The 25,384-nt window shown below is 72.1% G+C and carries 23 protein-coding genes; 13 read left to right on the plus strand and 10 right to left on the minus strand.

Features of this window, described 5'->3' with window-relative positions:
* Window positions 1–97: 97 nt before the first annotated feature.
* The gene (locus tag ACZ7CD_RS06990) at window positions 98–1,360 is read right to left on the minus strand and encodes a cellulose binding domain-containing protein (protein ID WP_470378478.1); all 1,263 of its coding nucleotides are present in this window, start codon (window positions 1,358–1,360) and stop codon (window positions 98–100) included.
* 93 nt (window positions 1,361–1,453) lie between these two features.
* Complete coding sequence (locus tag ACZ7CD_RS06995; protein ID WP_458432503.1) at window positions 1,454–2,803, minus strand: glycoside hydrolase family 10 protein; 1,350 nt, start codon at window positions 2,801–2,803, stop codon at window positions 1,454–1,456.
* 548 nt (window positions 2,804–3,351) lie between these two features.
* Between ACZ7CD_RS06995 and ACZ7CD_RS07000 the strand changes: the two genes are divergently transcribed.
* The 3 genes from ACZ7CD_RS07000 to ACZ7CD_RS07010 are packed head-to-tail and all read left to right on the plus strand — an operon-like array spanning window position 3,352 to window position 6,292.
* Window positions 3,352–4,428, plus strand: a complete 1,077-nt coding sequence (locus ACZ7CD_RS07000; protein WP_470378479.1) for a TetR family transcriptional regulator — start codon at window positions 3,352–3,354, stop codon at window positions 4,426–4,428.
* Window positions 4,425–5,027, plus strand: a complete 603-nt coding sequence (locus tag ACZ7CD_RS07005) for a transcriptional regulator (protein ID WP_470374099.1) — start codon at window positions 4,425–4,427, stop codon at window positions 5,025–5,027. The genes ACZ7CD_RS07000 and ACZ7CD_RS07005 overlap by 4 nt, the downstream gene beginning before the upstream one ends.
* Complete coding sequence (locus tag ACZ7CD_RS07010; RefSeq protein ID WP_470378480.1) at window positions 5,015–6,292, plus strand: PEP/pyruvate-binding domain-containing protein; 1,278 nt, start codon at window positions 5,015–5,017, stop codon at window positions 6,290–6,292. The genes ACZ7CD_RS07005 and ACZ7CD_RS07010 overlap by 13 nt, the downstream gene beginning before the upstream one ends.
* 171 nt (window positions 6,293–6,463) lie before the next feature.
* Here ACZ7CD_RS07010 and ACZ7CD_RS07015 read toward each other — a convergent pair whose 3' ends face one another.
* Together ACZ7CD_RS07015 and ACZ7CD_RS07020 are read right to left on the minus strand one after the other, a co-directional pair.
* Window positions 6,464–7,051, minus strand: a complete 588-nt coding sequence (locus tag ACZ7CD_RS07015; RefSeq protein ID WP_470378481.1) for a histidine phosphatase family protein — start codon at window positions 7,049–7,051, stop codon at window positions 6,464–6,466.
* 48 nt (window positions 7,052–7,099) lie between these two features.
* Complete coding sequence (locus ACZ7CD_RS07020) at window positions 7,100–8,584, minus strand: family 43 glycosylhydrolase (protein ID WP_470378482.1); 1,485 nt, start codon at window positions 8,582–8,584, stop codon at window positions 7,100–7,102.
* Window positions 8,585–8,922: 338 nt separating this feature from the next.
* Here ACZ7CD_RS07020 and ACZ7CD_RS07025 point away from each other — a divergent pair, with 338 nt between their 5' ends.
* Genes ACZ7CD_RS07025 through ACZ7CD_RS07055 form a run of 7 tightly spaced genes read left to right on the plus strand, consistent with a single transcriptional unit; the run spans window position 8,923 to window position 16,683 of the window.
* Complete coding sequence (locus ACZ7CD_RS07025) at window positions 8,923–9,963, plus strand: LacI family DNA-binding transcriptional regulator (protein ID WP_470378483.1); 1,041 nt, start codon at window positions 8,923–8,925, stop codon at window positions 9,961–9,963.
* Between the two features lie 36 nt (window positions 9,964–9,999).
* A complete protein-coding gene (locus ACZ7CD_RS07030) occupies window positions 10,000–11,274 on the plus strand; it encodes a sugar ABC transporter substrate-binding protein (protein WP_470378484.1) in 1,275 nt (424 codons plus the stop codon).
* Entirely contained in the window at window positions 11,271–12,167 is an 897-nt protein-coding gene (locus ACZ7CD_RS07035) for a carbohydrate ABC transporter permease (protein ID WP_470378485.1), read from the plus strand. Before ACZ7CD_RS07030 ends, ACZ7CD_RS07035 begins: the two co-directional genes overlap by 4 nt.
* Window positions 12,168–12,169: 2 nt before the next feature.
* Window positions 12,170–12,982, plus strand: a complete 813-nt coding sequence (locus tag ACZ7CD_RS07040) for a carbohydrate ABC transporter permease (RefSeq protein ID WP_360384049.1) — start codon at window positions 12,170–12,172, stop codon at window positions 12,980–12,982.
* 11 nt (window positions 12,983–12,993) lie between these two features.
* Window positions 12,994–14,565, plus strand: a complete 1,572-nt coding sequence (locus ACZ7CD_RS07045; protein ID WP_470378486.1) for a glucoamylase family protein — start codon at window positions 12,994–12,996, stop codon at window positions 14,563–14,565.
* A gap of 14 nt (window positions 14,566–14,579) precedes the next feature.
* Window positions 14,580–16,418 carry a glycoside hydrolase family 3 protein gene (locus ACZ7CD_RS07050; protein ID WP_360384043.1) on the plus strand — a complete coding sequence of 613 codons (1,839 nt, stop codon included), beginning with the start codon at window positions 14,580–14,582 and terminating at the stop codon, window positions 16,416–16,418.
* 55 nt (window positions 16,419–16,473) lie between these two features.
* Entirely contained in the window at window positions 16,474–16,683 is a 210-nt protein-coding gene (locus tag ACZ7CD_RS07055) for a DUF2795 domain-containing protein (RefSeq protein WP_360384040.1), read from the plus strand.
* Between the two features lie 76 nt (window positions 16,684–16,759).
* Here ACZ7CD_RS07055 and ACZ7CD_RS07060 read toward each other — a convergent pair whose 3' ends face one another.
* Both ACZ7CD_RS07060 and ACZ7CD_RS07065 read right to left on the minus strand, forming a co-directional pair.
* Window positions 16,760–17,296, minus strand: a complete 537-nt coding sequence (locus tag ACZ7CD_RS07060) for a GNAT family N-acetyltransferase (protein WP_470378487.1) — start codon at window positions 17,294–17,296, stop codon at window positions 16,760–16,762.
* A 96-nt stretch (window positions 17,297–17,392) separates the two neighbouring features.
* Window positions 17,393–18,370, minus strand: a complete 978-nt coding sequence (locus tag ACZ7CD_RS07065; protein WP_470378488.1) for a helix-turn-helix transcriptional regulator — start codon at window positions 18,368–18,370, stop codon at window positions 17,393–17,395.
* Between the two features lie 92 nt (window positions 18,371–18,462).
* Here ACZ7CD_RS07065 and ACZ7CD_RS07070 point away from each other — a divergent pair, with 92 nt between their 5' ends.
* From ACZ7CD_RS07070 to ACZ7CD_RS07080, 3 genes are read left to right on the plus strand one after another with little or no spacing between them, the layout of a single operon-like run.
* Entirely contained in the window at window positions 18,463–18,861 is a 399-nt protein-coding gene (locus tag ACZ7CD_RS07070; protein ID WP_470378489.1) for a VOC family protein, read from the plus strand.
* A 35-nt stretch (window positions 18,862–18,896) separates the two neighbouring features.
* Window positions 18,897–19,370, plus strand: coding sequence for a P-loop NTPase family protein (locus ACZ7CD_RS07075; protein ID WP_470378490.1), 474 nt, complete (start codon window positions 18,897–18,899; stop codon window positions 19,368–19,370).
* Window positions 19,363–20,943: a hypothetical protein gene (locus ACZ7CD_RS07080; RefSeq protein ID WP_470369082.1), complete on the plus strand. Its 1,581-nt coding sequence runs from the start codon at window positions 19,363–19,365 to the stop codon at window positions 20,941–20,943. Before ACZ7CD_RS07075 ends, ACZ7CD_RS07080 begins: the two co-directional genes overlap by 8 nt.
* 21 nt (window positions 20,944–20,964) lie before the next feature.
* Here the strand turns inward: ACZ7CD_RS07080 and ACZ7CD_RS07085 are convergent, their stop codons facing one another.
* From ACZ7CD_RS07085 to ACZ7CD_RS07100, 4 genes are read right to left on the minus strand one after another with little or no spacing between them, the layout of a single operon-like run.
* Entirely contained in the window at window positions 20,965–22,311 is a 1,347-nt protein-coding gene (locus ACZ7CD_RS07085; protein WP_470378491.1) for an LLM class flavin-dependent oxidoreductase, read from the minus strand.
* Between the two features lie 2 nt (window positions 22,312–22,313).
* Window positions 22,314–23,474, minus strand: coding sequence for an ROK family protein (locus tag ACZ7CD_RS07090; protein ID WP_458432484.1), 1,161 nt, complete (start codon window positions 23,472–23,474; stop codon window positions 22,314–22,316).
* A complete protein-coding gene (locus ACZ7CD_RS07095; RefSeq protein ID WP_470369084.1) occupies window positions 23,471–23,824 on the minus strand; it encodes a 4Fe-4S dicluster domain-containing protein in 354 nt (117 codons plus the stop codon). The genes ACZ7CD_RS07090 and ACZ7CD_RS07095 overlap by 4 nt, the downstream gene beginning before the upstream one ends.
* On the minus strand, window positions 23,821–25,377 hold the full coding sequence (locus ACZ7CD_RS07100; protein ID WP_470378492.1) for an FAD-dependent oxidoreductase: 1,557 nt from the start codon (window positions 25,375–25,377) through the stop codon (window positions 23,821–23,823). The genes ACZ7CD_RS07095 and ACZ7CD_RS07100 overlap by 4 nt, the downstream gene beginning before the upstream one ends.
* Window positions 25,378–25,384 lie beyond the last annotated feature (7 nt).

Here is a 25,384-nt window from a genome sequence, read left to right on the forward strand (position 1 = left end):
AACGCCGTGCGGGTGCGCCCTGCGCCCCTGCGCCGTCACGGCGTTGCGGCGGCCCCCGCCCTGCCGGGGTCTGGAACTGCCGGGGTCTGGAACCGGGTCAGAAGTTCTTCTTGGCCACCACCCACGGCGCCTTGGCGGCCAGGCCGGACGGGCTGAGGACGTAGTTGCGGGCGGTCTGGTTGCCGTTGAGCACCATGTCGAGGAACTGCACGACCGTCGTCATGCCGTCGGTCAGCTGGCTGCCGGTGATGAACCCGACGTGCCCGGCCTGCGGGTGCCGCGCCAGGACGGACGGCACGGTGGCCAGGTCGTAGTTGGCCTGGTTGTTGGCGTAGGCGATGTCGGAGGAGCCGCCGTCCATGAACAGCGCCGGCGTGTGCAGCTTGCCGAGCTCGGAGCGCGGGTAGCCGAAGGCGCCGTCGGCGAAGAAACCGCTGTTCAACGCGATCACGGCGGACACCCGGCGGTCCTGCGCGGCGACCAGTGCCTCCAGCCCGCCGCACGAGTGGCCCGCGGTGGCGACCCTGGTCAGGTCGAGGCGCTGGCGCAGGGCGGCGCCGGAGCGGTTCTGCTCCCGTTCGGCCCAGGTGATCGCGTCCGTCAGCAGGGAGGGGATCGGCGACCCGCTCGGCACGCCGTTGGGCGAGCCGTCGACCGAGCCGGTGTCCACGACCACGAAGCCCTTCGACGCGACGAACGTCAGGATGCGGGTGACCTCGCTGTTGTTCGTGTGCGCGCAGGCGCCGTTGCCGAACGCCAGCACGGGCAGTGGCCGGTCGGCCGCCTGCGGGTTCGCCGGGCGGAACACCGTGAAGCGGTTGTCGCCGTACGCGCCCTCGCGGGTGACGGGGAAGTTGTTCTCGATCGCGGGCCGACCCGGCTGGGGGTCCGTGCTCGTCGTGGTCGTGGTCGTGGTGGTCGTCGTGGTGGGGTCGGTGGTGCCGGTGCACGCGGTGCCGTTGAGGGTGAACACCGCCGGGGTCGCCGCGCGCGCACTGGCGGTGGCGTTGAACCCGAGCGAGACGGTCGCGCCGGTGGCGATGCCACCGTTCCAGGCCGCGTTGACGGCGGTCACGTTCGCGCCGGACTGGGTGTGCGACCCGTTCCACGACTGCGTGATCCGCTCGTCACCGGGGAACGTCCACGCGAGCCGCCAGCCGGTGACCGCGTCACCGAGGTTCGTGACGACGACCTCGGCGGTGAAGCCTCCCTGCCATTGGGACCCGACCCTGTAGTCGGCCCTGCACCCGGCGGCGGCTGCCGCGGACTGCGACCCGGCCACGGCGGCCGTTGTCGTGACGAGCACCGCGGCGGCCATGGCCGCGGCTGCTCTGAACGTGCGGGAATCGGTGGAGTGCATGGCTTTGCTCCGTCCAGTCCGGGTGGCGGCGGAGTGGCGTAGCGCGGACGGGGGAAGGGCCCCGGTGGTCACCGGGGCCCTCCGCTGGTGTGATCAGGCGACCCGGCAGGAGATGCTGGGCCAGTTCCAGTTGCCGCCGTGCATGATGGTGAAGCCGAACGTGTTGCCGCTGCCGTTGGGGCGCGCGGTCATCACGTTCGCGGAGTCCCACGAGGCACTGGTGTTCCAGGTGGCGATGATCCGCTGTGGCGAGCTCACGGTCACCGTCACGATCCAGTTGTCAGTGCCCGACACCGTGACGTTGCCGTTGAAGCGGTCGCCCCACTTCTCACCCTCGGAGTACGTCGCCGTGCAGCCCCCGCCGCCGGGGTTGGACGTCGTGGTCGTCGTCGTGGTGGTGGTCGTGGGGTCGGTGCCGCCCGTGCCGCTGTTCAGGACGCTGAGGACCGAGTTGTACGCGGCCTTCTTGTTGCCGCTGCCGTCGAACAGCAACGGGGTGCCCGAGGCGCGCCACGAGTCGGTGTCGCGGATGCCCCACACCGTGATGCCGGTGCAGCGGGCCACGGAGAGACAGGCCTGCGTGACGCCCTGGTACTGCTGGGCCTGCGAGCTGCCGGAGCCCTCGATGTCCAGTTCGGTGATCTGGACGTCCACGCCCAGCGCCGCGAAGTTCTGCAGCGTGGTGTGGTAGTTCGACGGAACCGGGTTGCCGCTGTTGAAGTGCGCCTGGAAGCCGACGCAGTCGATCGGGACGCCGCGGGACTTGAAGTCCTGCACCATCCGGTAGACGCCCTGGGTCTTGGCGTGCGACCAGTTGTCGGTGTTGTAGTCGTTGTAGCAGAGCTTCGCGTTCGGGTCCGCCGCACGGGCCGCGCGGAACGCGGCCTCGATCCAGTCGTTGCCGGTGCGCTGGAGGTTCGAGTCGCGACGCCCGCCGCTGTTGCCGTCGGCGAACGCCTCGTTCACCACGTCCCAGGCGTAGATCTTGCCCCGGTAGTAGGTGGCGACCTGCGTGACGTGGTTGAGCATCGCGTTGCGCAGGGCGGTGCCGGACATGTTCTGCATCCAGCCGGGCTGCTGCATGTGCCAGGCCAGCGCGTGCCCGCGCACCCGCTTGCCCTGGTTGCGGGCCTGGTTGACGATCCGGTCCGCGTTGCCGTAGCTGAACTGGTTCTGGTTCGGCTCGGTCGCGTCCATCTTCATCTCGTTCTCGGCGGTGACCATGTCGAACTCGCGGTTCAGAATCCCCACGTAGGTCGAGTCGCCGAGCTTGTTCGCGGCCACCGCGGTGCCGAAGTACCGGCCGCTCTGCTGGGCCGCCGCGGCCAGTGTGGACGCGGCCCCACTGGCGGGCGACGCCGCGATGATCGCGGCACCGACGGTGGCGGCGACAAGGCTGGACACGAGGGTCACCCGTGCGACTGACTTCGCTGTCAGCGTCATATTCGGCGCTTTCTGAGTTTGCACCCGCAGCTTCGCGGGTGGAATGGGTTCAGTTGCTGATCTGTCCGGTGCGGGCGATGCGGATTGCGCCAAAACCACCCGCCCGACGCCGAACTGCGAGCAGTATTAACCGAATCCGTTCGACGGATCAAGGGTCGCGTTCGCGCTGCTCACAGGCCTTGGTGCGGTCCGGGGAGGACCGTTGAAGCTGTCAAGACCCGTGTCGAATCGTTGTCGAACGACCAGGTGAACGACATGTTCGACTACATGGGATTCACTCTTGTGCGAGTGCTTCCGACTCGCTGTGCCGACGCGTGAATCGGCGAAGTTTCGAAAATCTTTTCGAAAACTCCGGCGCGTGTGGTTCTTGATCAGGACCCGTGCGCGTGCCGACGATCATGAATTGTGCTCCGCCATTCGTGTCGCGGGCGGCGCCACGGCGGGACCCACCCTCAAGCATGTGCCGCCGGGGCGGCGGTCCTGAACTGATTCGGACGTTGCGGTAATCTGGATGTTCACAACATCTGAACCGTAGCGGGGAGTGGCCGATGGTGCGGCTGACGAGGGCACAGCAACAGGCGCGCACGCGGGCGTCCGTGCTGGCGGCGGCGAAGGAGGAGTTCACCGAGCACGGCTACGCCGGGGCCAAGGTGGACCGCATCGCGGAGCGGGCGGAGCTGACCCGTGGCGCGGTGTACTCCAACTTCCCCGGCAAGCGCGCGCTGTACCTCGCCGTGCTGATCGAGCTGGCCGGTGCCGCGGGTGCCGCGGGCGGGGTGCCGGCCGAGGTGTCGCCGTCGTCGGCGGTCGACGCGCTGGGCGTGTTCGCGCGGGTGTGGCTGGAGCGGTTGCCGCTGGTGGGCGACTCGGCCGCGGGCGGGCGGTTGCAGCTCAGGTCGCTGGACGGTGTGCTCGACGACCAGCACGGACCGGTGCTCGCCCAGGTCGCGGCGCTGGAGGCGGTCCTGCTGGCGACGGCGCTGGAACGCGGTGGTCCCGCGCGACAGGTGCGGCTGGCGCAGGTGGTGCTGACGTTGCTCGACGGCGCGGCGCACCGGGCCGAGTCGGCGCCGGGCTTCGGCGACCCGTTCGACGTGGCGCACGCGTGCCGGCACCTGGCGCAGGTCGACCTCGCGGACACCTGGGCGCCACCGCACCTGCCCTACGTCGCCCCGGCGCGGACCTGCGCCGACGCCTGGACCGCGCCGGAGGGTCTAGTCGACCTGATCGGCGGAGGCCCGGTCGACCTGACCGACGGCCTGGTCGCGGTGCTCGGCGCCGGCCGGCTCGGCGCGGCTGAGGAGGCGCTGCGGTCGGTGCGGCCCGGCGAGCAGGTCGTGCTGGTCGTGGTGACCGGCGACCAGGAGGAGACCGGCCGCCTCGTGCGGCTGCGACTCACCGACCTCGTCGGCTGCCTGCGGCGGGTGTTCGCGCCCGACGTGTGGCGGCACGTACGGCTGGTGCTCGACGAGGACGCGGCGGTGCCGTCCGCGCTCGGGCTCGGGAACGCCGGCGACGACACGGAGGCGGCGGTCCGGGTGCGCGACGGCGTGGTCGTGGCCCGCGCTCAGGGGCTGGGCGCCAGTCACGCGGCCGGTGCGCGCAGGCGGGAGGCGACGTCGTGAACCCGTTGGTGCTGCACGCCCTGCGCTGCACCGGTGCCACGAACGTGACGCGGGTGGCCGCGTTCACCGGGCTGTCACCGTCCGAAGTGGAGTCCGACCTGATCGACCTCGCCGTTGCCGGCCTCGTCACCCACCACCGCGACTTCGGCGGCTGGTCGCTGACGGGGGACGGCAAGGCCGCCGACGCCGAGCAGACCGCCGCCGAGCTGGACGGGGCCGGCACCCGTACCGAGCTGAAGGCCGCGTTCGAGGAGTTCCTCGTCCTCAACCCCGAGCTGCTCGACCTCTGCACGGCGTGGCAGATCCGCCCGGTCGACGGCGCCACGACCATCAACGACCACACGGACGCTGCCTACGACGACCGCGTCGTGGGCCTGTTCCGCGACTTCCACGACCGCGCGCTCGTCGTGATCGCCGCTCTGGCCGCCGCGCTGCCCCGGTTCGGCCGCTACGAGACCCGCCTCGGCACCGCCCTGGCCCGCGCGGAAGCGGGCGAGCGGGACCACCTCACCGACACGATCGACTCGTTCCACACCGTGTGGGCCGAACTGCACGAGGACCTCCTCGCGACCATGGGGATCCAGCGATGGGCTGGGTGAGGACGGTCTCCGCGGACCTGCACGAGCCGCCGGAGGTGGTGGGCGGCAAGGCGCACGGCCTGGCCCTGCTGCACCGCCTCAGCCTGCCCGTCCCCGCCGCGGTCGTCGTGACCACGGACGCGTGCCGCGCGTTCCTGCGCGACGGCAGGCTTCCACCCGGACTCGGTGCCGAGCTCGCGGCGGCCGTGGCGGGGATGTCCGCGGTCTCGGTCCGCTCCGGCGCCGCGGTGTCGATGCCCGGCATGATGGACACGATCCTCGACGTGGACCCGACCACCCTGGACGACGCGGTCGAGTCCGTGTTCGCCTCGTGGAACACACCCCGTGCCCGCACCTACCGCACGTTGCACGGCATCCCGCACGACCTCGGCACGGCCGTGGTCGTGCAGCAGATGGTGTTCGGCACCCGCGACGACCACAGCGGCGCCGGCGTCGCCTTCAGCCGCGACCCGAGCACCGGCGCGCGCACGCCGTTCGGCGAGGTCCTCTTCGGACACCACGGCGAGGCCGTCGTCTCCGGCCGGTCACTGACCCTGCCGCTGACCGCGCTGGAACCCCCTGTGCGGCAGGACCTCCACGACGCGCTGCACCGAATCGAGCGGCACCACCGCGACGCCTGCTACGTCGAGTTCACCTTCGAGTCCGGCCGGCTGTGGCTGCTGCAGGTGCGGCCGGGACGGTTCACCGGGGCCGCCGCTGTTCGCACCGCCACCGACCTCGCCGACGAAGGCCTGATCACCCGCGCCGAGGCCCTGCTGCGGGTGTCGCCCTCGCACCTGCGGCACGTGCGCGTGCCGCGGATCGCCGCGGGAACGGAGGTGGTGGCGCGAGGCGTGGGCGTGTGTCCCGGGGTCGCGACCGGGCAGGTGGCGCTGACCTCCGACGACGCGGTGCGTCGGGCCTCGGGTGGTCCCGTCGTGCTGGTGCGGCCGGAGACATCACCGGACGACATCCGCGGGCTGGCCGTGGCGGCCGGCGTGGTGACTGCGCGCGGTGGGCCGGCGAGTCATGCGGCGGTGGTGGCGCGGTCGATGGGGAAGCCGGCCGTTGTCGGGGCAGGGGAGCTGACCCTCGCCGCCGGTGTGGTGGTCACGCTGGACGGGACGAGTGGTGAGGTCGTGCTCGGGCGGCCCGAAGTGGTGACGGGAGAGGCGGATTCGCGCCTGGAGCGGTTGCTCGGGTGGGCGGACGAGGTCGTCGGTGGCGTCGGGGGCGGCGGCGAGGTCGAGCGGCTGGTCGCCGCGCAGGCGGTGCTGCGCCGATAAGGGCACCACCGGGTGACCCGGCTCCCTCACCTCACGGCCGCAGCCGGGTGACCCGGCTCCCTCACCGCACGGCCGCAGCCGGGTGACCCGGCTCCCTCACCGCACGGCCGCAGCCGGGTGACCCGGCCTCCTCACCGCACGGCCGCAGCCGGACGATCCGGCCTCCTCACCTCACGGCCGCAGCCCCGGCCCGAACCCCGTCCACCGCAGCTCCGCCGGCAGGTGCCCCATGTCGTTGTAGACCACCAAAGCCGGCGGACTCCCGTGCCGGTGCTCGACCACCGTCAACGCCGCGTTCCCGCAGCTCATCCCCAGCCACCGGGCCGGCGGCGCCCCGAGGGCGTCACGCACCAGCCACGCCACCTGGTAGGCGTGCGTCACCAGCACCTCGTGCGACTCGGCAGAGGCCGGCCCGGCGAACCGCGCGGTCAAGGCCTCCGCCAACCGTGCGCCTGCCGCGGCCTCCGCGGCGTCGTAGCCGTCGAAGAACCCCGCCCACGCCGGTGGGACGTCCTCCGGCACGTGCGGCACGTGGTCGACCAGCTCCGGTGCCTCGGCCACCGTCGCCCCCGGCAGGTGCGTGCCGAGGATCCGGGCGGTGCGCACGGCTCTGGGCAGAGGGGAGTGCCACACCGCCGTGATCGGCGACTCCGCCAGGCGCTCACCGAGCAGGTGCGCCTGGCGTTCCCCGACCTCCGTCAGCTCGCCGAACGGGTCCGCCGCGCCGTGCCGCACCACGTACAGGTGCCGAGTCGCCATTCACCACTCCTGGATGTCGTCAACATCCGGATGGTAACAACAGGCGGCTCACCGGTGCGCGACCGCGAAGTTGTCAAATGCCGCACCCGTGTTGAACACGCGCACCCCGTTGGCCCCGCTGGCGTAGCTCGTGTCGGTCACCGAGATCTTCGGCGTCGTCAGGTCCTCGACGTACACCTTGATCGACGCCCCGACCGCCTCCACCCGCAGCCGGTGCGCCGCGTTCGGCCGCACGGTCGCCGGCGCGGACGCCAGCTGCGCCCAGCTGTTGTCCGCCTTGCCCAGCACGACCCGGCCGTTGCCGGTGATCCCCGCGTAGTAGCCGCGGTAGCTGTCGGTGCCGGTGGCCGCCTGCGTCACGCGGAACACGACGCCGCTGTCACCTGCGGCCGAGCGGGGGATGACGTCGACGTCCTGGACGAAGTTCGTGAAGTTGGTGTCCAGCAACGACTTCCCGCCGAACGACGAGCCGGCCTCGTAGCGGCCGGCGCGGGCTGCCCAGGTGCCGCCGTGGGTGGTCCAGCCGATCGCGTTGTCGTCGGCGAAGTTGTCCTTGACCCGCATGGTGACCGGCTGGATGGTGCCGTCGGGGTTGAAGGTCATGCGGTCGTAGGCGAGCTGGCGGTCGTTGGCGCCGGACTTGCTCAACGGGCGGCGGTGGTAGGTGATGTACCAGATGTCGGTGCCCGGCACGTTGATCACGCCGTTGTGGCCGGAACCCCGTGCCACCGCTGGGTCCTGGCTAAGCACGCGGCCGACCTTCGTGAACGGGCCGGTGGGGGAGTCGGAGATCGCGTAGGCCACGGCGTAGTTCGGGCCGGTCCAGCCGTCCTCGGACCACATGAAGTAGTACTTGCCGCCGCGCTTGAACATCTGCGACCCCTCGGTGAAGTTCGCCGGGGTGATCTCCCTGTACGTGCTGCCGTCCGCGAACGTGCCGAGGCTCGTCATGTCCGCGTTGAGCTTCACGACGTTCGCGTGACCCCAGCCGCCGTAGTACAGGTATGCCTGACCGTCGGTGTCGATGAAGACGTCCTGGTCGATGGGTTGCGCGCCGTTGACGAACTGCGCGATCAACGGCTTGCCGATCGCGTCCCGGTACGGGCCCTCCGGCCGGTCGGCGACCGCGACGCCGATACCGCCGAGCTCGGAGTCGGACTGGATGTCGTTGGCGCCGAAGTACAGGTAGTACTTGCCGTTGCGTTGCACGGGGGCCGGTGCCCAGACGGCGCGGCGGGCCCAGGAGACGGACGCCGTGGTCAGGACGTTCGGGTGCTTGGTCCAGGTGACCAGGTCGGTCGAGGAGAAGGCGTCGAGGTAGGTCTGCTCGTCGTAGGGGCGCGACGAGGTGGGGAAGACCCAGTACCTGTTCTCGTAGAACGCGGTGTCGGGGTCGGCGTACCACCCGTCCACGAAGGGGTTGCCGGCCTCCGCCGTCGCGAAGTCGGGCGCGGCGGCCGTGGACGAGGCCACGGCGGGCACGCTGCCGAGCAGCAGGGCGGCCAAGGCGGAGGCGACGATCCTGGAGGTCAACGTCTCGGTCCAATCTGCCGGGATACAACGTTGTAAGCACGGTGTGTAATCATCCAAACACCAGTGGATGAACACTGTCCAGGTTGCGGGGCGGATCTGTCCTGGACAGCAATCGGTCGCGCACCTTGGCCCGGCGGGCAGCTGACCGACAATCCTCGAAACTTTCTGACACGCGCCTGAGCAGCGCTTTTCTGGTGTCGTGGCGAGCTGGCCGGCAGTCGTCGGTCTTGTGTCCCGCCGCAACACGTGCCTATATTTGCCCCATCAAGCCTATGTAAGCGCTTACATCACAAATAGTGACATGTAAGCGCTTACATAGAACCGTCAGCGACGACGAGGTGGCAGGCAGCACGATGGCGAAGCAGCACCACGCCTCCCAGGAGGCCAAGCCCGCGGGCGCGACGATCTACTCGGTCGCCGAGCGTGCCGGGGTCAGCATCGCCACCGTCTCGCGGGTGTTGCAGGGGGCCACCGTCGTGGCCGAGACGACCCGGCAGAAGGTGCTCACCGCCGTCGAGGAGCTGGGGTACGTGCCGCTCGGGGCGGCGCGGAGCCTGGCGGTGCGGCACCACGAGGCGCACGGGCTGGTGCTGCCGGAGCTGTCCGGTCCCTACTACGCCGAGCTGCTGATGGGGTTCGAGGCGCGGGCCGCCGAGCTCGCGCAGTCGGTCGTGCTGGTGCTCACCGACAGCCGGACGGACCTGGCCGCGGCGGTGCGGCAGCTCGCCACCAGGGTCGACGCCATCGCGGTGTTCGGGGCGGCGGCGATCTCGCGGGACGTGGTGCGGTTGCTGCACGCCAGAAAACCTGTCGTCGTCATCGCCGGTGAGCCGCTGGACGGGGTCGAGGCGGTCGCGGCGGAGAACCTGGAGAGCGCGCGGGAGCTGGCCGGGCACGTGCTCGACCACGGGCGGCGGCGGGCGTTGTTCGTCGGCGACCCGGACAGCGGGCCCGACATCCGCGACCGTTATGCGGGGTTCGTGGCCGCCCACGAAGACCGCGGGCGCACGGCCGCCGAGCCGGTCGGGGTCGGGTTGCGCGAGGCCGACGGTGCCGCGTTCGCGCGGAACCTCCTGCGCGGCGAGCACGACGTGGACGCGCTGATGTGCGCCAACGACGAGCTCGCGTTGAGCGTCATGACCACGTTGCAGGACGCCGGGAAGGACGTGCCCGGTGACATCGCGGTGGTCGGCTGGGACGACGTCATGACCTCGCGGTACGTGCGGCCGGGGCTCACCACCGTCCGCCAGCCCGTCCACGCGCTCGGCGCGCTGGCCGCGAGCCGCCTGCACGACCTGGTGAGCGGGGAGCCGGTGCGGAAGAACGCGCAGACGTTGCCGACGCAGCTGGTCGTGCGCTCGTCGTGCGGCTGCCCCTGATCACACCGTCCACTTCAGAGAGGAAGCGGGAAACCAATGGTGCGCAAGACCGCCAAGTCGCTCGCGGGCCTGTCCGCCCTGGTGCTGGTGCTCGCCGCGTGCGGGCGCGGTGACGACCGGGCCGGTGGCCAGCAGGGAGGCGACATCTCCCAGGGACCCGCCACGGGCACCGTCACCGTCTGGGCCATGGGCGCCGAGGGGGAGAAGCTGCCTGCCCTCGCGGAGGAGTTCGAGAAGGCCAACCCCGGTGTGGACGTCCAGGTCACCGCGATCCCGTGGGACGCCGCGCACAACAAGTTCACCTCGGCGATCACCGCGGGCCAGGCGCCCGACGCGGCCATGGTCGGCTCGACGTGGATGGGGGAGTTCGCGGGCATGGGCGCGCTCGACCCGACCCCGTCGTCGATCGACAAGGGCGCGTTCTTCGACGGCGCGCAGCGCACCACCGAGGTCGGCGGCACCTCCTACGGCATCCCCTGGTACGTCGAGACGCGGCTCGTCTACTACCGCAAGGACCTCGCCAAGACCGCGGGCTTCGAGACGCCGCCGAAGGACTGGGCCGGCCTCAAGGAGATGGCCAAGGCCATGCAGGCCAAGGCGGGCGCCAGGTTCGGGATCGGCCTGCAGGCGGGCGGAACCGGTTCGTGGCAGTCGCTGCTGCCCTTCGCCTGGTCCAACGGCGCGCAGCTGACCAAGGACGACGGTGCCGCCTACAACTTCGACAGCCCGGAGCTGAAGGAGACGCTGGAGTACTACGGCTCCTACTTCTCCGAGGGCATCGCGGACGGGGAAGCACCCGCGCAGCCCACGACCGAACCCGACTTCGTCAGCGGCCGCGTGCCGATGTTCATCTCCGGTCCCTGGATGATGTCCGCGGTCGAGAAGCTCGGCGGTGAGGGTTTCAAGGACAAGTACGACGTCATGCCGATGCCGGTCAAGAAGACCTCGTCGAGCTTCGTCGGCGGCTCCAACTTCGTGGTGTTCAAGGAGACGAAGAACCGCGACTCGGCCTGGAAGTTCGTGAGCTGGCTCGCCGACGCCAAGACGCAGGTCAAGTGGTACCGGCAGTCCACGGACCTGCCGTCGGTGAAGAGCGCGTGGCAGGACCCGGCGCTCACCGCCGACACCAAGCTCGCGACGTTCGGCAAGCAGCTCGACACCGCCCAGTCGCCGCCCACCTTCGCCACCTGGGAGCAGGTGATCACCGCGCTCGACACCGAGGTCGAGAAGGTGGCCCGCTCCGGTGCCGACCCGGCCGGCGCGCTGAAGGCGGCCCAGTCGGCGGCCGACTCCATCGGCACCGGCAGGTGAGCTCGCCCGCCGCGGCCCGCCGCCGCGGGGTCGAGCGGGCGGCGTGGGGCCTGGTCGTCCCGTTCTGCGTGCTGTTCCTCGTGTTCACGGCCTGGCCGGTGCTCCAGTCGCTGTTCATGAGCCTCACCGACACCCGCAACCGCGACCTGCGCACGCCGTTCGCGGTGGAGTTCGTCGCGCTCGAGAACTACGTGCGGGCGTTCGCGGACCCGCTGTTCCGCACGGCCGCCGCGAACACCGCGTACTTCGTGCTCGTCGGCGTGCCGCTCACGCTGGGCATCGCGCTGCTGGCCGCCGTGGTGCTGGACAAGGGCATCACCCGGTTCCGCGCGTTCTTCCGGCTGGGCTTCTACACCCCGGTGATCACCTCGATCGTCGCGGTCGCGGTGGTGTGGCGGTTCCTGCTGCAGGACGAGTTCGGCCTGGTCAACACCGTGCTCGGCTGGTTCGGGATCGACGGGCCGAACTGGCTCGGCGACCCGGACTGGTCGATGCCCGCGTTGATCCTGATGGCCGCGTGGCGCAACTTCGGCACCGCGATGATCATCTTCCTGGCCGGGTTGCAGGCGGTGCCCGCGTCGCTGCACGAGGCGGCGTCCATCGACGGCGCGGGGGCGCTCAAGCGGTTCCGGCACATCACGCTGCCGCTGCTGCGCCCGACGATCCTGTTCGTGTCGGTCACCACGGCGATCGGCTACCTGCAGTTCTTCGAGGAGCCCTACGTCATGACCAACGGCGGCCCGCTCAACTCGACGATCTCCGCGTCGATGTACACCTACCGGCAGTTCGGGTTCGGCAACTACGGCTACGCCTCCGCGATGAGCTACCTGATCTTCGTCGTCATCGCCGTCGTCACCGCCCTGCAGTTCCGGCTGCTGCGGGAGAGGGGCTGAGCATGAGGAACCGCTGGTGGCTCTACGTCCCGCTGACGGTCGCGTTCGCCGCCGTCGTCGCGCCGTTCGCGTGGATGGTGCTGGGCAGCTTCAAGGGCGAGGGCGAGATCCGGGCGAACCCGCCGACGTGGTGGCCCGGCACGGCGTCGCTGGACAACTACACGCAGCTGTTCTCCCGGCTGCAGTTCGGCACGTACTTCCTCAACTCCACGATCGTCGCGGTGGCCGTGACGGCCGGGAACCTGCTGTTCTGCTCGATGGTCGGCTACGCGCTCGCCAAGCTGGAGTTCCGCGGCAGGCGGACGCTGTTCCTGGTCGTGATGGCGACGCTGATGATCCCGGGCGTGGTCACGTTCGTGCCGCTGTACGTCCTGGTCGTCAACGCCGGGCTGGCGAACTCGTTGCCCGCGTTGATCCTGCCGTTCCTCGTCTCGCCGTTCGGCGTCTTCCTGATGCGCCAGTTCATCGCCGGCCTGCCGAGCGAACTGCTCGACGCCGGCCGGGTCGACGGTGCGGGCGAGCTGCGGATCTTCGCCAGGATCGTGCTGCCGCTGTGCGGGCCCGCGCTCGCCACGCTCGGCATCCTCACGTTCCTGGGCAGCTGGAACAACTTCCTGTGGCCGCTCGTCGTGGCGCAGCAGGAGAGCGAGTACACGCTCCCGGTCGCGCTCGCCCTCTACTCGACCGGCCAGAACTCCATCCAGTACGGCCTGCTGCTGGCCGGGGCCACCATCGTCGTCGTGCCGGTGCTGGCCGTGTTCCTGGTCTTCCAGCGGCGTTTCATCGAAGGCATCGCGACCACCGGCATCAAGTGACGAGGTCTCACATGACTGCAAGGATCACCCGCCGAACCGTCCTGCTGGGAACGACAGCGGCACTCGTGGTGCCTGGGGCCGCGTCCGCCGCCCGCGGGTTCGACCGGGAACGCGTTCGCGGCTGGGCCCGCGACACGTGGCGCAGCCTGGTCGCCATGACCCCGGCGAGCACCGGCCTGCCCGCCGACAACATCCCCGAGTCGCTCGCCCCGGCAGACCGGTCCGGCTACACCTCGCCGACCAACATCGGCGGCTACCTGTGGTCGACCGTCGTGGCCAGGGAACTCGGGTTCATCTCGAAGGACGAGGCGTCCGCCCGGCTGGTCCGCACGCTCACCACCCTGGACCGGATGGAGCACCACGTCCCCAGCGGCATGTACTTCAACTGGTACGACGAGGAGACCGGGGAGGCGTTGCGCGCCTGGCCCGGCACCGGCACCGTCGTGCACCCGTTCTGCTCCAGCGTCGACAACGGCTGGCTCGGCGCCGCCCTGCTCGTGGTGGCCGGGGCCGACCGCGCGGCGGCGGGCCTCGCACGCCGGATCTTCGCCCGGATGCGCTGGGACTCCTTCTACAACCCCGGTGACGACCCCGCGCACCCCGCGGTGCGGCCCGGCGGCCTGATCCACGGCGGGTTCTTCCCGTTCGACCACGACCGGCCCGGCGGCGTGTACCAGGGCACGCACATCGGCGGCGACCCCGTGTGGCTGACCACCCACCACTACGACACCACCGTGTCCGAAACGCGGATCACCAGCTACCTCGGCATCATCACCGGCCAGGTGCCGGCGAAGCAGTACTTCGCGATGTGGCGGACGTTCCCGGCGTCGTGCGACTGGTCGTGGCACGAGATGCAGCCGGTGGGGGAGAACCGCACCTACTACGGCATCGAGGTCTTCGAAGGCGCCTACACCTACCGCGGCATGCGGATCGTGCCCGGCTGGGGCGGCTCGATGTTCGAGGAGCTGATGCCGGACGTGTTCGTGCCCGAGGCCAGGTGGGCGCCGCGGTCGTGGGGCCGCAACCACCCGCTGCACGTGCGGGCGCAACGCGAACACGGCCTGCTGGAGGCGAAGTACGGCTTCTGGGGCTTCAGCCCGTCGAGCAACCCGGCCGGTGGTTACCGCGAGTACGGCGTGGACGCGCTCGGCATGGGGCCCGGCAACGAACCGGGCAACGGCGCCAACGGCTACTTCTCCGACCAGGAGATGACGAACTACGACGCCGGCTTCGGCACGTGCCGCCCGGCCACCGCGCCCACCCCGTCCTACGGCGACGGCGTGGTCACCCCGCACGCGGCGTTCCTGGCGATGATGCACGAGCGCGACGAGGCGTACGCCAACCTGCTGGGCATCGAACGGGACCTGCGCGCCTACGGCCGCGGCGGTTTCTTCGACGCCGTCGCCGTGCGGTCGGGCACCGTCGCGCGGCGCTACCTGTCCCTGGACCAGGCGATGGTCATGGGTGCCATCGGCAACGTCCTGTGCCGTGACGTGGTCCGCCGCGCGTTCTCGACCCCTGCCGTCGAACGCGCGCTGCGCCCGGTGATCGGTGTCGAGGAGTTCGGCGCGAGCCGAGTGTGATGGAGGTTTCTGACATGCGGCCTGTTCGGCTGACATCCGAGGACGGCGTCGAGTACCGCGACCTCAACGGCAACGGCGTCATGGACCCCTACGAGGACCCGCGCCTGCCCGTGGCCGACCGGGTCGAGGACCTGCTGGCGCGGCTGTCGCTGGAGGAGAAGGCCGGTCTGCTGTTCCACACCGTCATCGAGGCGGGTGAGGACGGCACGGTGAAGGAGGCGCCCGGCGCCATCAGCAAGTCGCCCACCAGCGTCGTGGTCACGCAGAAACACCTGTCGCACTTCAACGTCCACGCGCTGCACGACGCGCGCATGGCCGCGCGCTGGCACAACAACCTCCAGCTGATCGCGGAGAGCACCCCGCACGGCATCCCGGTGACCATCTCCACCGACCCGCGGCACGCGTTCCTGGAGAACGCCGGCGTCTCCTTCACCGCCAAGGCGTTCTCGCAGTGGCCCGAGTCGCTGGGCCTGGCCGCGCTCGGCGACCCGGCACTCGTGGAGCGGTTCGCGGACATCGCCCGCCAGGAGTACGTCGCGGTGGGCATCCGCTGCGCCCTGCACCCGGCGATCGACCTCGCCACCGAACCCCGCTGGGCGCGGCAGGCCGGCACCTTCGGCCAGTCCTCGGCGCTGACCGCCGAGCTCGCGGTGGCGTACGTGCGCGGTTTCCAGGGGCCGTCCCTGGGAGCCGGGTCGGTCGCCTGCACCAGCAAGCACTTCCCCGGCGGCGGCCCGCAGAAGGACGGCGAGGACGCGCACTTCCCGTACGGCCGCGAGCAGGTCTACCCCGGTGGCCGCTTCGCCGACCACCTGGCCCCGTTCCGCGCGGTGGTCGAGGCGGGCACGGCGGCGGTGATGCCCTACTACGGCATGCCGGTGGGCCTGGAGGTCGACGGCGAGCCGATCGAGGCGGTCGGCTTCGGCTACAACCGCCAGGTGGTCACCGGCATGCTGCGCGGCGACCTCGGCTTCGACGGCGTGGTCCTCACCGACTGGGAGCTGGTGATGGACAACCACGTCGGCGACAAGGTCCTCCCGGCCCGCGCCTGGGGCGTCGAGCACCTCGACGCGCACGGCAGGATGGAGCTGATCCTCCACGCGGGCGCCGACCAGTTCGGCGGCGAGGAGTGCGTGGACGTGCTGCTCGACCTCGTGGCCCAGGGCCGTGTGACGCAGGCCCGCATCGACGAGTCCGCCCGCCGCCTGCTCACCGCGAAGTTCCGGCTCGGCCTCTTCGACGACCCGTTCGTGGACGAGGACCGCGCGGCCGAGGTGGTGGGACGGCAGGACTTCCGCGACGAGGGCCACGCCGCGCAGGCCCGTTCGGTCACCGTGTTGCAGAACGGTTCCTCGGCGGCGGCCCTGCCCCTGCGGCCCGGCCTGAAGCTCTACGTGGAGAACGTCTCACCCGAGGCCGCCGCCCGCCTGGGCACCGTCGTCGCCACCCCGCAGGAGGCCGACCTGGCGCTCGTGCGGCTCATGGCGCCGTTCGACCCGCGCTCGGACCTGTTCCTGGAGTCGTGGTTCCACCAGGGTTCGCTGGAGTTCCCACCGGGCCTGCCCGCACGCCTGGCCCGCATCGCCGCCGCGTGCCCGCTGGTCGTGGACGTGACCCTGGACCGCGCCGCGGTGCTCACCCCGTTGCTGCCGATCGCCTCCACCCTGGTCGTCAGCTACGGCTCCACCGATGAGGCCCTGGCCGACGCGCTGACGGGCGCGATCCCGCCGCGGGGACGGCTGCCGTTCGACCTGCCGCGCTCGATGGAGCAGGTCCGGCGGCACCCGGAGGACGTGGCGGGGTACGACGACCCGCTGTTCCCGTTCGGGCACGGCCTCCACCCGGCGGGTTAGTCCCGCGCGGTCACGGGTAGCCGGGGGCCACCACACCCCGATGCGGAGGAGAGCGATGAGCGACACGACCACGGTCGACCGGTTGCGCACGGTGCTGGCGGACGCCACCTACCCGGCCGACAAGGGCCAGCTGGTCGACCACGCCTCGCGCAACAACGCCGACGAGGACACGGTCCACGCGCTGCACGCCGTGCCGGACCAGCTGTACGGGTCGTTCGACGAGGTGCTCGACGCGGTGGCCGTGGACCAGTCCCGGGAGGCCTGACCGCTCCGCCGGGTGCTCGTTCCGCTCGGTCACCGATCGGACGGGCACCCGGCGCCGCCCTGGTGCCTCACCCGCGTCAGGGCGTCGTGCCGGACGGCCGGAAGTCGCGCGCCAGCAACCCGAACAGCAGGTCGTCCGTCCACTCGCCACCGGTCCAGGTGTGCTCGACGCGGTGGCCCTCCTGCCGGAAACCCAGCCGCAGCAACACCTTCACCGACGGCTCGTTGCGCGCGTCGGTCTCGGCGGACACGCGGTGCAGGCCGCGGTCGGTGAACAGGTGCTCCAGCATCCGGTGCACGGCCTCGGTGGCGTATCCGCGGCCCTGGTGGGCGGGAGCGAGGGTGTAGCCGATCTCGGCTTGCATGAGGTTGTCGTGCGTGTTCACGCCGACGTCGCCGATGACGGTGCCGTCGCGGTCGAGGGCGTACTGGAACCAGCCGGGTGCGGCGGGGTCGGTCATCTCGGCGATCATGCGGGTGGCGGCTTCGAACGGGAACGGGGCGTCCCAGCCCTGGTAGCGGGCGACGTCCGGGTCTGACCGGTAAGCGGCGAGGGCGGGTGCGTCCTCGGGGCGGAACGGCCGGAGCGTGAGACGGGCGCTGGTGAGGAGCACGCGGACAGAGTAGGTGCTGCGGACGGCTCAGAGCGTCCGGTTTCACTGAGTCGGCGCGGCTGGTGCTCCGGCTTCCGGCGTGCCGACCGCGCGCGGCTAATCCTCCGGCCGCCGCCGCGCCGACCGCGCCAGTCGCTCAGCCAACTCCGCGACCAGCCCGCGCAGCTCGTCCGGCCGGTCGACAACGAACGGCAGGTCCAGCGCCGCCAGCACACCGGGCAGCCAGTCGAGCCGTTCCACCCGCAGCCCGACCCGCACCCACTCCCCGCCGTCCGGCTCCGGCTCCACCACCGCCACCCCGGCCGGGAGCCGCGCGCGGACCTGCTCCTCGTCGCCCCGCACCCGCAACGCCACCTCGTACCGGTGCGGTGCCGTGGCGAGTCCCGTCACCACCTGCTCCGCCGCGTCGAGCCCCTCGGGCACGGCGAACGTGCCGGGCAACGTCCGCGCGCCGCCGATGCGGTCCAGCCGGAACGTGCGGCCCTCACCGAGCGCAGGGTCCGCGGCCCGCACGTACCACCGGCCCGCGTGGTTGACCAGCCCGTACGGGTGCAGGGTGCGCTCGCTGCGCCGCCCGTCGGCGCCGGTGTACCGGATCGACACCGGCCGCCGGTGCGCCACCGCGTCCGCGAGGGTCAGCAGCACGGCGCCCTCCGGGACGGTGGCCTCCGCGCCGGGAGCGGTGAACGCGAGGGAGCCGAGCACGGCGTCGAGCCGGCGGCCGAGGTGGTCCGGGAGCACGCGGCGGATCTTCGCGGCCGCCGTCTCACCGGCCGCGCCCGCCGCCGTCGTCAGGCCCGTCCGGCGGCCCGCGACCAGGCCGAGCAGCACGGCCAGGGCCTCGTCGTCGGTCAGCATCAGCGGCGGCATGCGGTAGCCGGGGGCCAGCCGGTAGCCGCCGTAGCGGCCGCGCACCGACTCGACCGGGACGTCCAGGTCGAGGAGGTGGTCGACGTAGCGCCGCACCGTGCGCTCGTTGACGCCGAGCCGGTCGGCGAGCTCGGCCACGGTCCGCACGCCGCCGGACTGCAGGAGCTCCAGCAGCGTGAGCACTCGGGCGGTGGGCCGGGTCATGGCACAAGTCTCCAGGAAATACCGGGCGGGTTCTGCCCGGTATCCGCTTTAGCGTGCGGGCACAGGTACCGACGAACAAAGGGAGAAAGCTCATGGACCTCGTCTCGATCCGCGTCATCACCGCCGACGTCGCCCGCCTCGCCGGGTTCTACGAACGCGCCACCGGCCTCCGCGCCGACTGGGCGACCGAGGACTTCGCCGAGATCAGGACCGGTCGCGCGACCCTCGCGATCGGCAGCACCCGCACCGTGCCGCTGTTCGCGCCCGGTTCCGCACGGCCCGCCGACAACCGCAGCGTCATCATCGAGTTCCTGGTCGACGACGTGGACGCCGTGCACCGGAACCTGACCGGGGTCGTGGACGAGTTCGTCACCGAGCCCACCACGATGCCCTGGGGCAACCGCGCGCTGCTGTTCCGCGACCCCGACGGCAACCTCGTCAACTTCTTCACCCCGGTGACCCCGGAGGCTGCCGCGAAGTTCGCACGCTGACGGCCCGTCTGTGATCCACTGGCAACATGGCGGCAATGGAACGCGTGGTGCTCCTGGGCCGCGGTGCAGCGGGGAAGTCGACGCTGGCGGTCGCACTGGGCAAGGCCACCGGACTGCCCGTCGTCGAGCTGGACAAGCACTTCTGGGGTCCGAAGCTCGAACCGATGACGCACGACCTGTGGGCGATCGTGCAGGGCGAGCTCGCCGAGGCGGACCGGTGGGTCATGGACGGCGACCTCGGTCCGCACGACGTGCTCGCCGTGCGGCTGCGGCGGGCCGACACGGTGGTGCTGCTCGACTTCCCGTTCTGGCGCTGTGCCTGGCGGGCGTTGCTGCGGTCGCGCGAACGGGCCGACTTCTGGGTGTGGCTGTGGTTCTGGCGGCGCCGCAGCCGGCCGTTGCTGCTGGAGGCGGTCAGCGAGCACGCGCCCGGCGCGACGCTGCACGTGCTGCGCGACCCCCGTGCCACCGCCGCGTTCCTGGCGAGCGCCGGGAGTGCCGGTGGATGAGGACGAGTTCACCGTGCCACGGGTCGTGGCGGACACGCTCGCCGGCTGGGACGAGCTGCGGCGGGACGCCGGGAGGGCCGGTGACGAGCAGTTCCGGCGCTGGTACTTCGACGTCGTGTCGACCCACGGCGATCCGCACACCTTCGCGTTCCTGACGTTCGAGACGGCGGTCGAGCTCTTCGACCGGGGGCGTGCCCCCGACGCGTTCCTGTTGCTGGGCTGGCTGGCGCGGCACGTGGGACGTGCACCCGCCGGTGACACGGCGGTGCGCACGGTCATGGCGCTGACCGACACGTGCGCGGTGCGGGCGGTCGACCGGGAGTCGGCCGCGCTGGCGATCGGGGTGCTGCGCGAGGTCGTGGACGGGGTTCGCGCAGCCGGGGACGTCCAGGTGGAGGACGCGGTGTGCCGGGCGTTGTCCACCCTCGCGCACCTGAGCGGCCGGCACGTCACGTCCGGCCGGGCGGGGGTCGAGGAGGTCGCCGCCCTGTGGCGTGAGCTGGGCACCCGGTGCCGCGGCAGCGCCGACCCCGGCCTGCGCGGGTGGCGGGCGCAGGGGCTGGGCAACGAGGCCCTGCTGCGGCTCCAGCTCGGGGACGAGGAGCCCGCACGCCGGCTGCTCGACCTGATCGCGGCCGAGTTCGCGGCCGACCCGCCGGGTGCGTCGGAGGACGTGGACCTGTGGCGTGTCCGGGCACGGCACGCCGCCGGGGTGCTCGACCGGTTCCACGTGGGCGAGCCCGAGTTCGAGCTGGGCCACCTCGAACGCCAGCGGTACTGGGACCGGCGGCGCCGGTCCACCCCGCGCGGGTTCGCGTCCTGGCTGCGGGCCGGCGCACCGCGCAACCACCTGCGCGAGCTGGTCCGCCAGGCCGGGGCCGTGCACCGCAGGTCCGTCGGCACGGTGCGGAGCTGGTTGTGCACCGGAGAGCCGTTCGTCCTGCTGCTGCGCAACTTCGAGCTCACCGAACGCTCCGGGACCTCGACGCTCCTGGCCGGCCCCGACGACCCGGCGGACCACGTCCAGGTGATCAGCCTCGGCGGCGGCGCCACACCCGCGCTGACCGAGCTGGCCGCCTCCGTGCCGCTCGTCCTCGTGGCCAGCACGACCGCCGGTGAGCTGGAGCTGGACCACCAGGACTGGGGCCAGTTCACCGCGCCGGTCCGGCTCTACCTGCCGCACGAGACGTGGTTCGACACCGTGTCGACGCTGATCACCGTCACCGCCCAGGTGGTCGTGTGGGCGGCGGAGCTCACGCCGGGACTGGCGCGGGAGCTGGAGCTCCTGACCGCCGAGGGGCGCGGCGAGGACACGCTGGTCGTGCTCGACCGGCTCGACGACCCGATGACGCAGGCGTTCCTGCCCAGGACCGGTGGTGAACGGCTGACGAAGGACCACCCCGCGCTCGCCCGGTTCCCCCACGTGGTCGACGCGGCGGAGCTGGGAAGCCGGGACCTGGCCGGGTGCCCACCGCTGATCGCCGTGCTCGAACGCCTCGACGCCGCCCACCGGGTGCCGCTGGACCAACGGCTCGCCGACATCGGCGCCCGGCTGGACGCACGGCGAACGTGACCGCCGCGCGTCCGTCGGCGCTCACCCGACCTCGGCGACGACCTCCGACCCGGCGGCGTACCGGCTGACCGGCCTGGCCAGCCCGTAGTGCTCGCGCAGCGTCCGGCCGGTGTACTCGGTGCGGAACAGGCCGCGCGCCCGCAGCAGCGGCACGACGTGGTCGACGAACTCCTCCAGCCCCGACGGCAGCAGGGGCGCCATCACGTTGAACCCGTCGGCGGCACCCGTGGTGAACCACAGCTCGACGTGGTCGGCGATCTGCTCGGGCGTGCCCGCGACGACCTGGTGGCCGCGGCCGCCGCCGAGCCGGCCGAGCAGCTGCCGCAGCGTCAGCCGTTCCCGCTCGGCCAGGTCGCGGACCAGCTCGAACCGGCTCTTGGCCCCGTTGATGCGGCTGACCGGCGGCAACGCGGGCAGCGGCGCGTCGAGCGGGTGGCCGGTGAGGTCGACGCCGATCATGTCGGTCAGCTGCCGCACCGCCCGTTCCGGGATGATCAGCTCGTCTAGCTCCGAGGCCAGGCGCCGCGCCTCTGCCTCGGTGCCGCCGAGCACGGGGACGATGCCGGGCAGCACCTTCACGCCGTCCGCCGGTCGACCGGCCGCGACCACGCGGCGCTTGAGGTCGGCGTAGAACGCGGTGGCGTCCTCGTGCGTCTGCTGGGCGGTGAACACCGCCTCCGCCCAGGCCGCCGCGAACGCCCTGCCGTCCTCGCTGGACCCGGCCTGCACCAGCAGCGGACGCCCCTGCGGGCTGCGCACCGCGTTGAGCGGCCCGCGCACGGAGAAGAACCGGCCGCGGTGGCCGACCTCGTGCACCTTCGCCTCGTCGGCGTAGACGCCGGAACCGGGGTCGGCGACGACCGCGTCGTCCTCCCAGGAGTCCCACAGGGCGGTGGTCACGTCCAGGAACTCCGCTGCGCGCTCGTAGCGTTCGGCGTGCTCGGTGTTGACCTCGCGGTTGAAGTTCTGCGCCGACCGGTCCTGGGCGGTCGTGACGATGTTCCAGCCGGCCCGGCCGCCGCTGATGTGGTCGAGCGAGGAGAACAGCCGCGCGAGGTTGTAGGGCTCGCTGAACCCGGTGGACGCGGTGGCGATCAGTCCGATGTGGTCGGTCGCCTGCGCCAGCGCGGTGAGCAGGGTGAGCGGTTCGAAGTGACCGGCGGCGGTGTGCCGGACGTCGCCCCAGATCTGCACGCCGTCGGCGAGGAACACCGAGTCGAACGTGCCGCGCTCGGCGGTGCGCGCGAGGTGCTGGAAGTGCGTGACGTCGCCCAGCGCCCGCGGGTCGGTGCGCGGGTGCCGCCAGGCGGCCTCGTGGTGGCCGACGCCCATCAGGAACGCGTTGAGGTGGAGTTCGCGTGCGGACAACTTCAGACTCCCTGCCAGACTGGGTTTCGGATGTTCAAGGGGTCGGCGTAGAGGGCGTCCAGCTGCACGGCACCCGCCGCGACCGCCAGCACGTCCTCGCCGAAGCTGCTCGCCAGCACCGCGTCCGCGGACGCGCGCGACATGGCCGCGACCTCCTCGCGCAGCGCGGCGGCGCAGTCGGGCAGCCGGTTCGTGCCGATCTCGGTGACGACCAGGACCTCCGGGTCGAGGAAGTCGAACAGCACGGCCGCCGCCCTCCCGACCACGCGGGCCCGCTCGACGAGGTCCGCCCGCGCCGCGGGTGACCCGGCCACGGCGTCGTCGACCAGGTCGAAGATCGACGGCCGCCGCACCACCCCGGCCAGGCGGGCCCGCTCGGCCCAGGCGCGGTCGGACACGGTGGCCTCCAGGCACCCGCGCTTGCCGCACCCGCACCGGACGCCGGGGTCGCCCAGCGCCAGGTGCGCCACGTCCCCTGCGGCCGACCGCGGCCCGCGGTGGGTGGTGCCGGCGGTCACGATCGCCGCGTCGACGACGTTGCCGACGAACAGGTGCAGCAACGACTCGCGGCCGCGGGCGGCACCGAAGAGCTGCTCGGCCCGTGCCAGCGCCCTGGCGTGGCTGTCGACCCGCACCGGCAACCCGGTCCTCGCGGTGAGCAGCGCGGCGACCTCGACGTCGCGCCAGCCCAGCGAGGCGTGCCGGACGACCACACCGCCGGTCGGGTCGACCCAGCCGCCCGCTGCCACGCCGAGACCGATCGGGATGTGGCCGGGGAACCGGTCGGCGTGCAGCCGCAGCAGCTCGTCGGCGGCCGTCGTCAGCACCTCGTGCGGGTCGTCCGCCGCGGTGTGCGGGATCGTCCGCCGCACGAGCACCCGGCCGCGCAGGTCGACCAGCGTGATCGTGCTGAACAGGTGCGCGACGTGGACGCCGGCCACGACGTGCCGGCTCGTGTCGACGTCGACCGGTACGTGCGGCCGTCCGATGCCCCGGTACGGCACGGCCTGCGGCACCTCGGCGAGCAGCCCGAGCTCGGTCAGGGCCGCGCAGGCACGGGTCACCGCGGCCGGGCTCAGACCGGACGTGCGGGCGATGGTGCTGCGGGCGATCGGCCCGCACCGCAGCACCGTGCCGAGCACGACCGACGCGGTGCCGCTCACGAGATCAGCGGCGGGGCGGAGGGGGACAGGGCGGGGCCGACGGCGCGCGCCGCGCCCGGCGTGCGGCCGCGGCCCCACCCGATCTCCCTGCGGTAGCTGCCGAGCAGCCCGGTCCGGCGCAGGTGGTCCTCGTCGTGCGCGGGCGACCCCGGTGGCAGCGGGTGGGTCTGCGGTGCCACGAACAGCGCGTCCGCCGGGCAGTTGGCCTCGCACTGGAAGCACGTCTGGCAGTCGGACTGCCTGCTGACCACCGGCAGCCCGTCCGCACCCCGGTCGAACACGTTGGTGGGGCACACCTCGATGCACTTGTCGCAGGTGATGCACTGCGCCGCCGACACCAGCTCGATCACGCCGCCACCTCCTGCGGGCGGGCCCACACCTCGTCCAGGCCGCCGGAGGTGATCCGGTGGCGCTGGGCGGGGTCGAGGCCGGGGCGGTCGAGCCGCCTGGCCATGCCGCGGCTCTCCTCCCGCAGCAGGGCGGAGGTGTACATCCACCGCGCGTGCGCGACCATCGCCGCCGCCTGCCGGGCCCGCACGACCGCGGCACCCTCGGCCCGCAGGCCCGACCGCACCGACCGCCAGGTCTCGTCGAGCTCGCCCAGCGCCGCCCGCAGCACGTCGCCGTGGCGCAGGTAGTTCTTGTCGTAGGGCAGGACCTCGGCCTGCACCGCGCGGACCACCTCCTCGACGTCGACCTCCGCGGAGCGGCCGGTCGGGCGCAGGCCCGCGCCACCGGCCGCGGTGACCCGCCGGGTGCCGCGGCCGAGCGCGAGCGCGAACCGGGCGGCGGACCGGCCGGCCCATGAGCCGGACGAGATGGCCCACGCGGCGTTGTGGCTGCCACCGCCGGTGAACCCGCCGCAGATCAGCTCGCGCGTGGCGGCGTCACCGGCGGCGTACAGGCCGGGAACGGTGGTGGCGCAGCCGTCGTCGACGATCCGGATGCCGCCGGTGCCGCGCACGGTGCCCTCGGCCAGCAGCGTCACGGCGAACGGCTCGGTGAACGGGTCGACGCCCAGCCGGTCGAACGTGAGGAAGAAGTTGGGCTGCGCCAGCCGCATCGCCCTGCGCGCCGCGTCGTCGGCCAGGTCCAGCTTGCAGAACACCTTCTCCGACAACAGGGTCCTCGCGATCACCGATCGCCCGCGCTGGCTGCCCGCGCCCTCCAGCACCTCGCCGTCGGCGCGGTAGAAGGTGGCGTAGTTGTAGAACGCGGTCTTCGTGACGGACGTGTGCTCCGGGGCGATGCCGTAGGCGTTGGAGAACTCCATGCCGGACAGCTCGGCGCCGGCCTCCACCGCGAGCAACGCCCCGTCGCCGGTGTTCACGTCGCACCCGAACGCCTTGCTCAGGAACGCGCACCCGCCCGTGGCGACGACCACCGCGCCCGCGCGCACCTCGAACGGCCGACCGGCCTGCCGCCGGTACCCGGCAGCGCCCGCGACCGCGCCGTCGTCGGCGGTGAGCAGCTCGGTGACCGGGCTGTGGTCCAGGACGACGACCCCGGCGCGTTTGACCCGGATCCGCTGGCGCCGCATGTACTCCGGCCCCTGCAGGCCGTTGCGCAGCGGTGTGCCGTCCGGTCCGGTGGGGAACGGGTAGCGCCCGGCGTCGGCCAGCTCGTTGACCCGCTCGTAGGTCTCGTCGAGCACGCGGGCCATCCACCGGCGGTCGGCGAGGTACCCGCCGAGCGCCTCACGGCTGGCCATGGCCGCCTCACGGGCCTTCTCCTCCGGCGGCACGTACCAGACACCGGTGCCGACGGACGCGGTGGCGCCGCTCGTCCCGCAGTACCCCTTGTCCGCCAGCACGACCGAGGCACCCTGCTCGGCGGCCTTGAGCGCGGCCCACGTGGCGGCCGGACCGCCACCCACCACCAGCACGTCAGCTGTGAGCGTCATGACCCCT

It is taken from the genome of Lentzea sp. NPDC036949, assembly GCF_055608075.1.

Excerpts from the sequence above, each read along its gene's own strand:
- ACZ7CD_RS06990 (WP_470378478.1), bottom strand. The coding sequence starts at position 1,360 with ATGCACTCCACCGATTCCCGCACGTTCAGAGCAGCCGCGGCCATGGCC.
- ACZ7CD_RS06995 (WP_458432503.1), bottom strand. The coding sequence starts at position 2,803 with ATGACGCTGACAGCGAAGTCAGTCGCACGGGTGACCCTCGTGTCCAGC.
- ACZ7CD_RS07000 (WP_470378479.1), top strand. The coding sequence starts at position 3,352 with ATGGTGCGGCTGACGAGGGCACAGCAACAGGCGCGCACGCGGGCGTCC.
- ACZ7CD_RS07010 (WP_470378480.1), top strand. The coding sequence starts at position 5,015 with ATGGGCTGGGTGAGGACGGTCTCCGCGGACCTGCACGAGCCGCCGGAG.
- ACZ7CD_RS07015 (WP_470378481.1), bottom strand. The coding sequence starts at position 7,051 with ATGGCGACTCGGCACCTGTACGTGGTGCGGCACGGCGCGGCGGACCCG.
- ACZ7CD_RS07030 (WP_470378484.1), top strand. The coding sequence starts at position 10,000 with ATGGTGCGCAAGACCGCCAAGTCGCTCGCGGGCCTGTCCGCCCTGGTG.
- ACZ7CD_RS07040 (WP_360384049.1), top strand. The coding sequence starts at position 12,170 with ATGAGGAACCGCTGGTGGCTCTACGTCCCGCTGACGGTCGCGTTCGCC.
- ACZ7CD_RS07045 (WP_470378486.1), top strand. The coding sequence starts at position 12,994 with ATGACTGCAAGGATCACCCGCCGAACCGTCCTGCTGGGAACGACAGCG.
- ACZ7CD_RS07050 (WP_360384043.1), top strand. The coding sequence starts at position 14,580 with ATGCGGCCTGTTCGGCTGACATCCGAGGACGGCGTCGAGTACCGCGAC.
- ACZ7CD_RS07055 (WP_360384040.1), top strand. The coding sequence starts at position 16,474 with ATGAGCGACACGACCACGGTCGACCGGTTGCGCACGGTGCTGGCGGAC.
- ACZ7CD_RS07065 (WP_470378488.1), bottom strand. The coding sequence starts at position 18,370 with ATGACCCGGCCCACCGCCCGAGTGCTCACGCTGCTGGAGCTCCTGCAG.
- ACZ7CD_RS07070 (WP_470378489.1), top strand. The coding sequence starts at position 18,463 with ATGGACCTCGTCTCGATCCGCGTCATCACCGCCGACGTCGCCCGCCTC.
- ACZ7CD_RS07075 (WP_470378490.1), top strand. The coding sequence starts at position 18,897 with ATGGAACGCGTGGTGCTCCTGGGCCGCGGTGCAGCGGGGAAGTCGACG.
- ACZ7CD_RS07100 (WP_470378492.1), bottom strand. The coding sequence starts at position 25,377 with ATGACGCTCACAGCTGACGTGCTGGTGGTGGGTGGCGGTCCGGCCGCC.